The 13,086-nt window shown below is 70.1% G+C and carries 9 protein-coding genes; 6 read left to right on the forward strand and 3 right to left on the reverse strand.

Annotated features, from left to right (window positions below; genetic code table 11):
- Positions 1 to 48: 48 nt before the first annotated feature.
- Positions 49 to 2,961, reverse strand: coding sequence for a glycoside hydrolase family 48 protein (locus RWE79_RS14595; protein ID WP_475940501.1), 2,913 nt, complete (start codon positions 2,959 to 2,961; stop codon positions 49 to 51).
- 224 nt (positions 2,962 to 3,185) lie between these two features.
- Here RWE79_RS14595 and RWE79_RS14600 point away from each other — a divergent pair, with 224 nt between their 5' ends.
- Positions 3,186 to 4,679: a cellulose binding domain-containing protein gene (locus RWE79_RS14600; protein WP_475940502.1), complete on the forward strand. Its 1,494-nt coding sequence runs from the start codon at positions 3,186 to 3,188 to the stop codon at positions 4,677 to 4,679.
- Positions 4,680 to 4,773: 94 nt separating this feature from the next.
- Here the strand turns inward: RWE79_RS14600 and RWE79_RS14605 are convergent, their stop codons facing one another.
- Positions 4,774 to 5,802 carry a LacI family DNA-binding transcriptional regulator gene (locus RWE79_RS14605; protein ID WP_475940503.1) on the reverse strand — a complete coding sequence of 343 codons (1,029 nt, stop codon included), beginning with the start codon at positions 5,800 to 5,802 and terminating at the stop codon, positions 4,774 to 4,776.
- Between the two features lie 233 nt (positions 5,803 to 6,035).
- Here RWE79_RS14605 and RWE79_RS14610 point away from each other — a divergent pair, with 233 nt between their 5' ends.
- The 4 genes from RWE79_RS14610 (at position 6,036) to RWE79_RS14625 (ending at position 11,002) form a co-directional block, all read left to right on the forward strand.
- The gene (locus tag RWE79_RS14610; protein ID WP_475940504.1) at positions 6,036 to 7,319 is read left to right on the forward strand and encodes an ABC transporter substrate-binding protein; all 1,284 of its coding nucleotides are present in this window, start codon (positions 6,036 to 6,038) and stop codon (positions 7,317 to 7,319) included.
- Between the two features lie 181 nt (positions 7,320 to 7,500).
- Positions 7,501 to 8,505, forward strand: coding sequence for a carbohydrate ABC transporter permease (locus tag RWE79_RS14615; protein ID WP_475940505.1), 1,005 nt, complete (start codon positions 7,501 to 7,503; stop codon positions 8,503 to 8,505).
- Positions 8,506 to 8,531: 26 nt separating this feature from the next.
- Positions 8,532 to 9,452, forward strand: coding sequence for a carbohydrate ABC transporter permease (locus tag RWE79_RS14620; protein ID WP_475940506.1), 921 nt, complete (start codon positions 8,532 to 8,534; stop codon positions 9,450 to 9,452).
- 86 nt (positions 9,453 to 9,538) lie between these two features.
- Entirely contained in the window at positions 9,539 to 11,002 is a 1,464-nt protein-coding gene (locus RWE79_RS14625) for a GH1 family beta-glucosidase (RefSeq protein WP_475940507.1), read from the forward strand.
- A gap of 46 nt (positions 11,003 to 11,048) precedes the next feature.
- Here the strand turns inward: RWE79_RS14625 and RWE79_RS14630 are convergent, their stop codons facing one another.
- Complete coding sequence (locus RWE79_RS14630; protein WP_475940508.1) at positions 11,049 to 12,380, reverse strand: tetratricopeptide repeat protein; 1,332 nt, start codon at positions 12,378 to 12,380, stop codon at positions 11,049 to 11,051.
- A gap of 262 nt (positions 12,381 to 12,642) precedes the next feature.
- Here RWE79_RS14630 and RWE79_RS14635 point away from each other — a divergent pair, with 262 nt between their 5' ends.
- A complete protein-coding gene (locus RWE79_RS14635; protein ID WP_475940509.1) occupies positions 12,643 to 13,068 on the forward strand; it encodes a hypothetical protein in 426 nt (141 codons plus the stop codon).
- The last annotated feature ends 18 nt before the right edge of the window (positions 13,069 to 13,086 follow it).

The raw sequence follows: 13,086 nt of genomic DNA on the forward strand, positions 1-13,086 counted from the left end.
AATGCCGCCGGGGGCCCATGTCACACGTGAGGCTCCTCACTCACCGGGTCACTCGCCGAACAGATCCCCGTAGGAGGCCATGGCCAGGGCGATGTCCGCCTGGGCCCAGAAGCGGTGGTACGTGAAGCTGGGTGCCGCTCCGCCGTTCAGATAGCCGCTCACCTTCGAGTAGGCCGGGTCGTCCTGGTAGAAGGACCGGATCGACCCGAACGTGGACGAGGAGTTGATCGCGTCACCGTCGGGCATCGTGCCGGTCCAGCCGCTGGGGACGTACACGGGGTCGTCGAAGCGGTTGTAGTCGGTGCGGGTCTCGGGGACGGCGATGCCCAGGCTGTCCTGGTAGTTGGTCCACATGCCGTCGAGCAGCGCCTTGGCCATGGTCTTGGCGGCCGTGGAGCCGGACTTCTTGGCGTAGTAGGACAGGGTCTTGGCGTACGCGGCCGTGACGCCGACGTCGTTGGTGTAGTCGGCGACCGTGACGTGGAGGGAGGCGTTGCTGCCCGGGCTGGAGGCGTTCCAGGTGTCGGGCTGGCCGGACCAGGTCAGGGTCGAGGGGATCAGATACGTACCGTCGGGGTTGACGGTGGTCTTGGACATGGCCCAGGTGACCCACTTGTCCAGGACCGTCTTGGCGGTGGCGTCGCCGGTCTGCTGGTAGTACTCGGCGACCCGCTCCATCGACCAGGCCTGCATGCCGAACCACTGGTTGGACGGCGGGTCGTGGTAGACGGGCGCCGGGTCGTAGTACATCCCGTAGAAGGTCGAGGTGCCGCTCGGCGGGGTGCCGTAGTCGCCCTCCCAGCTGTTGGTGGCACCGCCGGCGATGGCTCCCTCGCTGGACTGCAGCCACCGGTAGAACTCCAGCTGGCGGCTGAGGCTGGTGGTCCAGTCGGACTTGCCGGTGGTGGACTTCGGGGCCATCGCCGAGTCGTTGGTCAGGGCGTACGCGGCCATCGGGTTCTGGTAGCCGGCGTGCGCGGCACTGTCCCCGATCCGCCAGGCCCAGCCGCCCGAGGTCGAGTTGGAGCCGCCCCAGGCGTAGTACCAGGACAGCAGGTAGTGCTCGCTGTCCTTGCCGGTGCCGGCCGCGCAGCTGCTCGCGCCGACGCAGTTGCCGATCTTCTTGAAGTACTTGTCGAAGAAGGAGTAGCGCAGGTAGTCGCCCATCTTGCCCGCCTTGGCGACGGTCGTGGCGACGTCGCTCGCCTTGCCCTGCGCCTTGGCCCAGGTGTCGGCCCAGTACGCGGCCTGGATGGCGCGGGCGTCCGCGTCCGGGGCGTCGGTGTACTTCCACTGCTTGGCGTAGCTGGAGTCCTTGATGAACAGGTCCAGGTATCCGTTGCTGCCGCCGTAGGTGAAGTTGTCGCAGGTCGGCTGGGGCACGGTCTCCCAGACCGACTCCTGGGAGCCGCGCTGGAAGGTGTTGATGTACGAGGGGCCGGTGGCGTTGGGGCCGGCCTCGCAGCCGCCGCCCGGGGTGTCGCCGTAGCCGTAGGTGTTGTCCACGTCCTGCAGCCAGTGCATGCCGTAGATGTCGGTGGTGCCGTACGCGGACGACAGCTCGCTCGCGATGGGGTCGGCCCCGACCGGCACACTCGTCTCGATCTGCGACGGGTAGTCCGACGGCAGCGGATGCTCGGCGGCGTAGGTGGCCGGCTTGCTCGCGCTGTAGGAGCTGTTGGTCGGCTGGTCCGCGTGGGTGGGGATCATGTACTTCTCCATGGTCGCCCACGCGGCGTTGAACTTGGTCCAGTCCTGGGTGACCTTGCCGTACATGGCCTGCAGCCAGATCAGGTACGAGTAGGCCTCCGAGGTCGTCTCGTGCCCGTAGTCAGGGGCCTCGACGATCAGGGTCTCCACCGAGTGGTACGGGATGCCCTCGGGTGAGAAGTAGCCCGAGGCCGGCGCGGTGATCTTCGCGTAGAGATCCAGGAAGCGGGCGTCGTAGGTGCTGGAGCCGGCCAGCTCGGTGACGGTGACGTCGGCCTTGAGATAGCCGGCGGCGGTCGCGCTGAAGACGGCCGCGCCGGTGCCGGAGGCGTCGGCGGTGACGGTCACGTTCTGCGCGGTGGACCAGTTGGCGGTGGTGAAGGTGAGGGAGGCCCCGCCGGTCACCGACAGACCCGTGTTGCCGGAGCCGCGCGCGACGGCGACCGTCACGTTCCCGGCGGGCTTGGTGGACAGCGCGACCGCGAAGGTGCCGGTCTTGCCCTGCTGGACGCCGAGTTGGGTGGGGGTGGCGACCAGTGACGGTCCGGTGGCGACATGGATGCCGACCGGGGTGGACTCCGCCGAGGCGCCCTGGCTGTCGTACGCCTTGGCGTAGAGCGAGTAGTCACCGGCCGCGACGCCGGCCCAGCTGTAGGCGTACGGCGAGGTGGTGTCGGTCCCCAGCAGGGTGGTGTCGCTGTAGAACTCGACCTTGGAGACCGTCGCCCCGTCCGAGGCCGAGGCGGAGGCGGCCAGCGGCACGGTGTCGCCCGCGGTGTACGTGGCACCGGCGGCGGGGCTGGTCAGGGTGGCCACAGGCGGGGTGTGGGCACCGGTGCAGGTGGTGCCGTTGACGGCGTACGAGGTGGGAGCGGTGTTCGTGCCGCTGTAGTTGAAGTTGGCGCCCGCGCTGACGGCGGCGCCGGCGGCGATGGTCTTGTTCCAGTCGAGGTTGGTGACGGTGACGTTCTTGCCGGACTGCGACCAGTTGCCGCTCCAGCCGCTGGTCAGCGTCTGGTTGCCGGTGTAGGCGTACGCCAGCGACCAGCCGGAGATGGCGTCGGCGCCCCGGTTGGTGATGGTGACGTTCGCGGTGAAGCCGGAGCCCCAGTCGTTGGTCGTGTAGTCGACGCTGCACTGTACGGTCGCGGCCTGGGCGGGGGTGCCACCTCCCGCGGTGGTGGTGGCCAGCGGCAGCGCGAGCGCGGCCGCTCCCACCACCAAGAGTCTTCCCGGTCGTCCTCTGGGCATACGAAAGCTCCTCGTGACCTAGGCGGGTGCGTGAACCAGTGGGAGCGCTCCCAAGCGTCGATCCGGCCTGACGCGGTGTCAAGAGACGAAGCAGAAGCCCTGTCGGCGGCCACAACTCCCGAACTCGCGCCGACTCCCTTTCCGCACCGGCCACTTGGCGCTATGGTCTGCCGCGAACCAGTGGGAGCGCGCTCATCCCGACCCCCACCATTGAGGAGTCGCACATGCGACGACCACCGCGCCCTGCGGCACTGGCCTGTGCCGCTGTTCTCGTCGCGGCCGGCGGCAGTGCCCTGCTGCCCTCCGTCACGGCCTCTGCCGCGACGGCCTGTTCCGTCGCCTACTCCGTCACCAGCCAGTGGAGCGACGGCTTCCAGGGCAACGTTGTCATCACCAACGGCAGCGCCCCCACCACGGCCTGGACGCTCGGCTTCGACTTCCCCGGCACCCAGAAGGTCACCCAGGGCTGGAACGGCAAGTGGTCCCAGTCCGGGAAGACCGTCACCGTCACCAACGAGAGCTGGAACGGCGCGATCGCCACCGGCGGCAGCGTCACGGCGGGCTTCATCGCCGGCTGGTCGGGCTCGAACCCCGCCCCGTCCGCCTTCACTCTCAACGGGACCACCTGCAACGTGGACGCGAACCCCACCCCCACCACCAGCCCCACCACGACTCCGACCAGCGGCCCGAGCAGCCCCGCCACCGCCGCGCCGAAGCTGCACGTCTCCGGCGACAAGATCGTCGACGCCTCCGGCAGCACGCACCTCCTGCACGGGGTGAACCGTTCCGGCACCGAGTTCATGTGCGTCCAGGGACGAGGGATCTTCGACGGCACCGTGGACGACGCCGCCATCGACGCCATGCTGACCTGGAACATCGACGCCGTACGGATCCCCCTCAACGAGGAGTGCTGGCTCGGCCTGTCCAACATCGCCAGCGCCTACCGGGGCAGCACGTACATCGACGCGATCAAGGACTACGCCACCCGGCTGGAGGCCCACGGCATCACACCGATCCTGGAACTCCACTGGAGCCACGGCCAGTACACCGGCAACTCCGCCGGCTGCTCCGACCTCTACGCCTCCTGCCAGAAGCCGATGCCGGACACCGAGTACACCCCGTCCTTCTGGCGCTCGGTCGCCACCACCTTCAAGTCCGACCAGGCCGCCGTCTTCGACCTGTTCAACGAGCCCTATCCCGACCGCGCCACCTCCACACTCGACCAGGCCTGGACCTGCTGGCGCGACGGCGGCACGTGCCCCGGCATCGGCTATCCGGTGGCCGGCATGCAGACCCTGGTCGACTCCGTACGAGCCACCGGGGCGCAGAACGTGATCCTGCTCGGCGGCGTCGCGTACTCCAACGACCTGGGCCAGTGGCTCGCCCACCGGCCCACCGACTCCACCGGCAACCTCGCCGCCGCCGTCCACGTCTACAACTTCAACACATGCGCCTCCAGCTCGTGCTGGGACAGCACCCTGGCCCCCGTCGCCGCCCAGGTCCCGCTCGTCGCCGGCGAGATCGGCGAGAACACCTGCGGCCACGGCTTCATCGACTCGTTCATGGCCTGGCTCGACACCCACGGCTCCTCGTACCTCGGCTGGACCTGGAACACCTGGGACTGCTCCTCCGGACCGTCCCTGATCACCGCGTACGACGGCACACCGACGGCGTACGGAGCAGGCCTGAAGGCCCATCTGCTGGCCCTCGACGGCTGACGGGGCAGCGGAACGTGCGCGAGGACGTGGCCCGCGAGCCGGGGGAGGCGGCGCGCGGGTCCGGCCACACCGGGCCCCGCCACACCGGGCCCCGCTACACCGAGTCCCGCTTCACCAGCTCGGTGGCGAGCACGACGTGCCGCCGGCTGACGGTCCGGGCCGCGATCTCCTCCAGCAGCACCCGGGCCATGGTCCGGCCCATCTCCTCCGTGGGCTGCCGCACCGAGGTCAGCGGCGGATCCGTGTGCCGGCAGATCGCCGAGTCCTCGAAGCCCACCAGCGCCACGCCGTCCGGCACCCGACGGCCCGTCTCGCGGAGCACCTGGAGGGCTCCGGAGGCCATCACGTCCGAGGCCGCGAAGACCCCGTCCACATCCGGCCGCCGCTCCAGCAGCGCCCGCATCGCGGCCCGCGCGCCGTCCTCGGTGAAGTCGGCCCGCGCCACGAGCGCCTCGTCGGCGTCCGCGCCGGCCGCCTCCACGGCCTGCCGGTAGCCGTCCAGCCGGCAGCGGGCGACGTACATGTCCAGCGGTCCTGTGATGGTCGCGACCGCGCGCCGTCCCCGGCCGAGCAGGTGCGTGACGGCGGACCGGGCACCACCCACATTGTCGGCGTCGACGTACGACACCGACTCCAGATCGGACCGCCGGCCGTTCAGCACGGCCGGCATCTCCAGCTGCTCCAGGAGGTCGGGCAGCGGGTCGTTCTCGTGCACCGACACCAGCAGAACGCCGTCCACCCGGTGCGCCGCGAGGTACTGCGCGAAGCGCTGCCGCTCCTTGGGCGTCCGTATCAGGGTCAGCAGCAGCTGCATGTCGGTGTCGGCCAGCTCGGCACTCACACCCCGGATGATGTCGGAGAAGTAGGGTTCGGCGAAAAGCCTGGTCTCCGGTTCCGGGATGACCAGCGCGATGGCATCCGTGCGATTTCCGGCCAGAGCCCGGGCGGCCCGGTTCGGCACATATCCCAGCTCCGCGACGGCGGCCTCGACGGCCGTCCTGGCCCGGTCGCTGACCCGCGGCGAGCCGTTGATGACCCTGGACACCGTGCCACGGCCGACACCGGCCCGTGCGGCGACCTCCTCCAGGGTCGGCCTACCGCTGTGCCGTCCGCTCACCGCCATTGCGGCCTCCCAATCGATGCCACCAACGTAGCCAACTGCGCCAACTTAGAACGTCTGCTCCCTTGACACTCCACCGGGGAACAGCCAACCTTCAACACATCACGCATGGGAGCGCTCCCACAGTACCGAATGCATACACATCCCGCACGTATCCCGTCCCGGAGGAACGAATGGGCACGACAACGAAGTCGCACCGAGACCGAAGCAGAACCGCAGCAGTCGCCCTGACCGCAGTGGCCGCACTGGGGGCGAGCCTGCTGGCCGGGTGCTCCAGTGACGGCGACTCCAGCGGCGGATCCGACGACAACGCCGGAACGATCACTCTGAAGGTCGGTGACTTCGGCACCTTCGGCTACAACGAGAAGGGTGCGGGGCTCTACGCGGAGTACATGAAGGCGCACCCCAACATCAAGATCGTCGAGGACAACAACGCCAACGAGCAGAACTACTGGAACGCCACCCGGACCCACCTCGCGGCCGGCTCCGGCGCCGCCGACATCCAGGGCTTCGACGTGTCCCGGATGGGCCAGGTGACCACGACGCTGGCCGGCAAGTTCGTGGACCTCTCCAAGGCCAAGGGTGTCTCCGAGGCCAACTGGGCGCCGTTCAAGTGGGCCCAGGGGAAGTCCAAGGACGGCAAGGTCATCGGGCTCGGCACCGACATCGGCCCGGAAGCGGTCTGCTACAACACCAAGCTGTTCAAGGCGGCCGGCCTGCCGACGGACCCGACGGCCGTCGCCGCCCTGTGGGCCGGCAGCTGGGACAAGTTCGTCAACACGGTGGGCAAGCAGTACCAGAAGAAGGCCCCCAAGGGCACCCACTTCCTGGACAGTGGCGAGGGCCTGTTCAACAGTGTCGTCGGCAGCGGCGCGCAGCAGTACTACGACGACAGCGGCAACCCGATCTACGAGACCAACCCCGCGGTGAAGGCGGCCTGGAAGCTGGCCGGCCAGGCGGTCGCCGGCGGGCAGACCAACGGCATCACCCAGTTCTCGACGCAGTGGGCCTCGGGCTTCGCGAACAACAAGTTCGCGACCACCATCTGCCCCGCGTGGCAGATGGCCAACATCGTCAACAACTCGGGCCCCAAGAACAAGGGTGTGTGGAACATCGCCACCGCCCCGCAGGCCTCCGACTGGGGAGGCTCCTACCTGGCCGTCCCGGCGCAGGGCAAGCACGTCAAGGAGGCCACGGCGCTCGCCGTGTGGCTGACCTCGGCCGCCCAGGAAGCGAAGATCTTCACCACGCCCAACGTCGGCAACTTCCCGTCGAACGTCAAGGCGTACGATCTGCCGGCCGTGTCCGGCGCGAAGAACGAGTTCCTCTCCGACGCCCCGATCGGAAAGATCTTCTCCGAGGCGGCGAAGAGCATCCCGGCCGCGCCGATCGGCCAGTACGACGGCGTGATCCGCAATGACATGGGCAACGGTGTGCTGCTGATGGAGCAGAAGCACAAGAGCGCCGCCGACGCCTGGGAGGCCACGATCAAGCAGATCAAGACGGACATCACCGGCTGATGCCGGCTGCCGGAGCCGCCGCCCGGCCGGCGGCTCCGGCGCTCGTCCCGTGGGGCCGGGAACCCGGCCCCACGCACACCCGTGGGGCCGGCGGACCCGGCCCCGCAACCCGCACCGTCAACCGCACCCGCACCCGCACCCGCACCGCCAGATGCCATAACACCTGGGAAGGACGCCGCTCGTGGCCACCTCCACCACCGCGACGGGGAGCCGCCCCCCCTCTCCACCGCCGCCGACCGAGGAGGCCAAAGCCTCCGACCGGGCCCGCCGGGCGCGGCAGGGTCGCCTGTACCGGTGGGACGTCAAAGCCTCGCCGTACCTGTTCATCGCGCCGTTCTTCCTGCTCTTCGCGGCCTTCGGGCTCTTCCCGCTGATCTACACGGGCTGGGTCTCGCTGCACGCGGTGAGCACGCTCGAACCGAACAAGATGACGTGGAACAGCTTCGACAACTACTCGATGCTGTGGGACGACGAGTTCTTCTGGAAGTCGTTGCGGAACACGCTGACCATAGGGCTGATGTCCGCCGTCCCCCAGTTGCTGGGCGCGCTGGGGCTGGCCCACCTGCTGAACTACAAGCTCCGTGCCCGGGGCTTCTTCCGAGTGGCCCTGCTCGCCCCCTACGCGACCTCGGTCGCCGCGGCGGCACTGATCTTCCAGTTCATCTTCCAGCAGGACGACGCCGGTTTCGCCAACTGGGCACTGCACCTGTTCGGCTTCCAGCCCATCGCCTGGCAGGCCGGCAACTGGTCGTCGCAGTTCGCGGTGTCGTTCATCGTGATGTGGCGGTGGACCGGCTACAACACGTTGATATACCTGGCGGCGATGCAGGCGATCCCCGGCGAGCTGTACGAGGCCGCGGAGCTGGACGGCGCCAGCCGCTGGCAGCAGTTCCGCAATGTGACCATCCCGTCGCTGCGGCCGACCATCCTGTTCACGGTCATCATCTCGGCGATCGGCTCGCTCCAGCTCTTCGGTGAGCCCTTCCTCTTCGGCGGGAGCGGGCAGGGCATCAACGGCGGTGCCGACAGCCAGTACTCGACCCTCGCCCTCTACGTGTACCGGCTCGCCTTCAGCGCCGAGCACCTGGGACGGGCCGCCGCCGTGGCCTGGGTCATCTTCTTCATCGCCGTGATCGTGGGCGGTATCAACGCCCTGATCGTCCGACGCCTTCGCAAGTCCGCGTGACGGGGAGCCGAGCCATCATGACGACCATGTCCACCGTGACCCCGGCCCCGGCCGATCAGAGCACAACCGGCCGAGGGCCGCGCAGGAACCCCTTCAAGAGCCGCGCCGGCCGTCAGGGGCACGGCGGCCCGCTGACCTACGTGATCCTGTCCGTCGTCGCGGTCGCGTCACTCTTTCCGCTCTATTTCGCCATCGTGGCCGCGTCCACCTCGCAGACCCGCATCGTGCAGACCCCGCCGCCTCTCCTGCCGGGCGGGAACCTCCTGTCGAACCTGCGCGACGTGTGGAACTACAACGGGGAGGGCGGCCACTCCCTCGGCCTGGCGATGGTCAACTCGGTGATCGTGGCCGGGGCCATCACCGTGTCGACGGTGCTGTTCTGCACCTTCGCCGGTTTCGCCTTCGCCAAGCTGCGCTTCACCGGGCGCAACGCCATGCTGGTCCTGGTCATCGCGACCATCGCCGTACCCCCGCAGCTCAGCGTGCTGCCGCTGTTCCAGGTCATCGCGGGCCTGCACTGGACGGACCATCTCCAGGCGGTGATCCTGCCGGGTCTGATCAGCGCGTTCGGCGTCTTCTTCATGCGGCAGTACCTGTCCGAGGCACTGCCCTTCGAGCTGCTGGAGGCGGCCCGGATCGACGGGGCGAACTCACTGCAGATCGTGTGGCACGTGGTCTTCCCCGTGGCCAGGCCCGCCATGGCGGTGCTGGGCATGCTGACCTTCGTCCAGGCCTGGAACGACTTCCTGTGGCCGCTGATCGCGCTGACGCCCTCCGGCAACCCGACCCTGCAGGTGGCTCTCGCCAGCATCGGCGGCGGGTACAACATCAACGAATCGGTCATCATGGCAGGTGCCGTGATCGCCACCGTGCCCCTGCTGATCGCTTTCGCGGTCTTCGGCAAGCAGATCGTCGGCGGTGTCATGCAGGGAGCGCTGAAGGGCTGACCCCCGTCCGGCGCCGTCCTGTCCGGCCTTTTCTCCCTTTCCCTCCACCCCCCTCGCACCACCACTAGAGACGGGAGCGCTCCCACATGACCGCGTCCGATATCCGGCCCACCCCCACCGCGACCACCAGCCGCCAGTTCCCGCCGGGCTTCCTCTGGGGCGCGGCCACCGCCGCCTACCAGATCGAGGGCGCCGCGGCCGAGGACGGGCGCACCCCGTCGATCTGGGACACCTTCAGCCGCACGCCGGGGAAGGTCTTCGAGGGCCATACCGGCGATGTGGCCGCCGACCACTACCACCGTTTCCGTGACGACGTGCGGCTGATGGCCGACCTCGGTCTGAGCTCCTACCGGTTCTCGGTCTCCTGGTCCCGGGTGCAGCCGACCGGCCGCGGTCCGGCCGTCCAGCGGGGGCTGGACTTCTACCGGGAACTGGTCGACGAGCTGCTCAAGCACGGCATCGAGCCCGCGGTGACGCTCTACCACTGGGACCTCCCGCAGGAGCTGGAGGACGCCGGCGGCTGGCCGGAGCGGGACACCGCGGAGCGCTTCGGTGACTACGCCCGGCTGGTCGGCGAGGCCCTGGGGGACCGTGTCCAGCGGTGGATCACCCTCAACGAGCCCTGGTGCAGCGCCTTCCTGGGCTACGGATCCGGAGTGCACGCACCCGGCCGTACGGACCCCGTGGCGGCGCTGCGCGCCGCTCACCACCTCAACCTCGCCCATGGCCGGGCGGCGACCGTCCTGCGCGAGACGCTGCCCGCCCGCGCGCAGGTGGCGGCCACCCTCAACCTGCACCAGATCCGCCCGCTGACCGACTCCCCCGAGGACCGGGACGCGGCGCGCCGGATCGACGCGGTCGGCAACCGGGTCTTCACCGGCCCGCTGATCCAGGGCGCGTACCCGCAGGATCTGCTCCGCGACACCGAACGGCTCACGGACTGGTCCTTCGTACGCGAGGGCGACCTCGCCGCCATCCGCCGTCACCCCCTCGACTTCCTCGGCATCAACTACTACTCACCCACAGTGGTATCAGCCACCACTGACAGTGACCCCGTCAACGCCCGCAACGACAACCACGGCGCCAGCGACCACTCCCCGTGGCCCGGCGCCGACAACGTCGCCTTCCACCAGGCCGACGGCCCGCGCACCGCGATGGGCTGGCCCGTGGACGCCACCGCCCTGTCCGACCTGCTGCTGCGCTGCACCCGGGACTTCCCCGGCCTGCCGCTGGTCATCACCGAGAACGGCGCCGCCTACGACGACGCGCCGGGCCCGGACGGCTCGGTCCACGACCCGGAGCGGATCGCCTATCTGCACAGCCACCTCGACGCCGTCCTCAAGGCCGTCGACAACGGCGCCGATGTGCGGGGCTACTTCCTGTGGTCCCTGATGGACAACTACGAGTGGGCCTACGGCTACAGCAAACGCTTCGGCGCGGTCTACATCGACTACGAGACCCAGGCCCGGATCCCCAAGTCCAGCGCCCACTGGTACGCCCAGGTCGCCCGTACGGGTGAACTTCCGGCGCCGCCGGAATCGGGCGCGTAAAGCGCGGTCCGGCGCGGTGGAACGAGGGTGCTGCCGCGCCGGACCGTCACCACGGGCCGTGCCGCAGGAAGTCGGCGACCCCGGCTTCCCTGTGGTGCGGCCGCAGGCTGCGGGCGGCGGTGTCGAGCATGGAGCGGATCCGGGTGGAGCACACCCGGCCCCGGCCGCCGGTCCGGCTGTCGGTCCGGCCCCGGCCGCCCAGCAGGTCCAGGACCCGCGTTCCGACGGCGGCGGCCTCGTCGGGCCGGCCGGCCGCGGCCAGGTCACAGGCGAGTTCGGCTCCGTACAGGGCGGTGTTGCGGGTGAAGTGCGGGTCCTGGAGGCCGACCGCCCGGCGGGCCTGTTCGACGGCGCGCCGGTGGTCGCCCAGGGCGGCCCAGGACTGGGCCTCCAGGCCGGCGAGTTCGGCCTCGCCGTAGAAGGACATCCACTCGGGGTCGGCGTCACGGGTGCCCCGCCCGAAGAGCGACTGGGCCCGGAGCAGGGCGCGTTCGCAGGACGCCCGGTCGCCCAGCCCGGCCCAGCCACCGGCCTCGCGCAGCGCCAGCAGGGACAGCAGCCGGGGTGAGCCGAGCCGCCGGGCCGCGTGCTGGGCGGCCTGGGCGGCGCGCAGCGCCTCGCGGGGCCGGCCGGCGTCCCGGGCGAGGAAGGCGGCGTTGCAGAAGGCGTGCGCCTCCAGGGCCGGGTCGCCCCGGCCGTCACCCGCCGTACGGGCGGTGGCCAGCGCCTCGGCGTAGGAGGAGCGGGCGTCGGTGAAGCGGCCCGAGTCGTGTGCCAGCCAGCCGACGGAGATGGCCAGTTCGCCCGCGCCGGAATGCAGGGCGTCGGCGACGGACTGGCTGTAGCTGCCCTCGTCGAGCAGCCGGTAGGCGCTACGGAGGGACTGCCCGGCCTGCCGGTGCAGACCGTCGGCGCCGTGCCGGTCGTCGTGCAAGCGGATGCTCCGGACGGCCTCCTCGACGGCCCGTACCTCGGATCCGCCGACCCGGTGGCCGCTCGGGGCGGCCCCGAGGGCCAGGGCCGATGCCACCGCGGCCGCGGGGCCGGCCGTCATGAACGCGCGACGCCGCACGTCGCTCTCCTCGTCGGTCTCGTGTGCGGGTGGGACACCGCGCCGCCCCCGGACCGCCTCCCTGCGCTCGAAGCCCAGGTCGCCGAGCGCGTACCCGGGGAACATGTGCCGGAACACCCGCTCGTAGGCGTAGTTGGGGCATCTGATCTCCCCGGACTCCACCCGCCCGATGTAGCGGGCGTCGCAGCTGACCTGCTCGCCGATCTCGCGAGCCGCCCGCCGGACGGCCGCGGCGAACTCTCCGGGCGAGAGGCCGCCGCGCAGGTGCCGGAAGACCCTGTTGGGACTGGAAGGTGACGACGCCATGGCCGAACTCCCGTTGCGCGGTGCGGTGCTGCTGTGCTTGCCGGTGTGCTTGCTGCGGTGTTGGCAGACCGTACTCGCTGTCACCGGTGGACTACCGGTCGATCATCGGTAATTCAGTTACAAAAGGGATATCTCACCTCTCATTCGCCATGAAACGCCACCCCTGACGGCGTCACGGGGGCGTAGCCGTTGACGCTCCGGCGCGTTGAACAGGGTGCAACGGGAACGGTGACCGGTGGTCCGGATCCGAGGAGGATGTGCCGTGTGGGACACCAGTGCGTCGCAGAGGTCGGCCCTCGCGGGCCGGCGCACCCCAGGCGAGGAGCGGAGCGTGCTGCCACCGGGCGAGCCGGAACCGTGCGACCTGGTCACCGTCCCCACCCGGCAGGGCCTGGAGGCGGTGGACATCCTGCGCCTGCGGACCGCCGTCGGCCCGGTGCTGCACGACAGCTCCGGCAACAGCCTCGGCTTCCTCGTGCCGCCCGGCACCGCCGACGGCTGGGACATGCCGGGCAGCGCCTGTACGCAGACCAACGGGCGCGGGCTGACGCTGGCGGGCGAGCCCCCGGTCGCCGGGACGGGATGGCTGGTACCCCCGCACACGGACACCCCGGTCACCGATCCCGCCGTGCTGCGCGCCGCGCTGGGCGAGGCGGCCCGGACGATCGAACTGGTCGACGGATTGTGACCGCCGCCCCCTGATACT

The organism is Streptomyces sp. RLA131 (assembly GCF_056270125.1).

Bases quoted from the DNA above. Each gene is read 5' to 3' on its own strand.
- RWE79_RS14600 (WP_475940502.1), top strand. From the start codon at position 3,186: ATGCGACGACCACCGCGCCCTGCGGCACTGGCCTGTGCCGCTGTTCTC.
- RWE79_RS14620 (WP_475940506.1), top strand. From the start codon at position 8,532: ATGTCCACCGTGACCCCGGCCCCGGCCGATCAGAGCACAACCGGCCGA.
- RWE79_RS14595 (WP_475940501.1), bottom strand. From the start codon at position 2,961: ATGCCCAGAGGACGACCGGGAAGACTCTTGGTGGTGGGAGCGGCCGCG.
- RWE79_RS14605 (WP_475940503.1), bottom strand. From the start codon at position 5,802: ATGGCGGTGAGCGGACGGCACAGCGGTAGGCCGACCCTGGAGGAGGTC.
- RWE79_RS14630 (WP_475940508.1), bottom strand. From the start codon at position 12,380: ATGGCGTCGTCACCTTCCAGTCCCAACAGGGTCTTCCGGCACCTGCGC.
- RWE79_RS14625 (WP_475940507.1), top strand. From the start codon at position 9,539: ATGACCGCGTCCGATATCCGGCCCACCCCCACCGCGACCACCAGCCGC.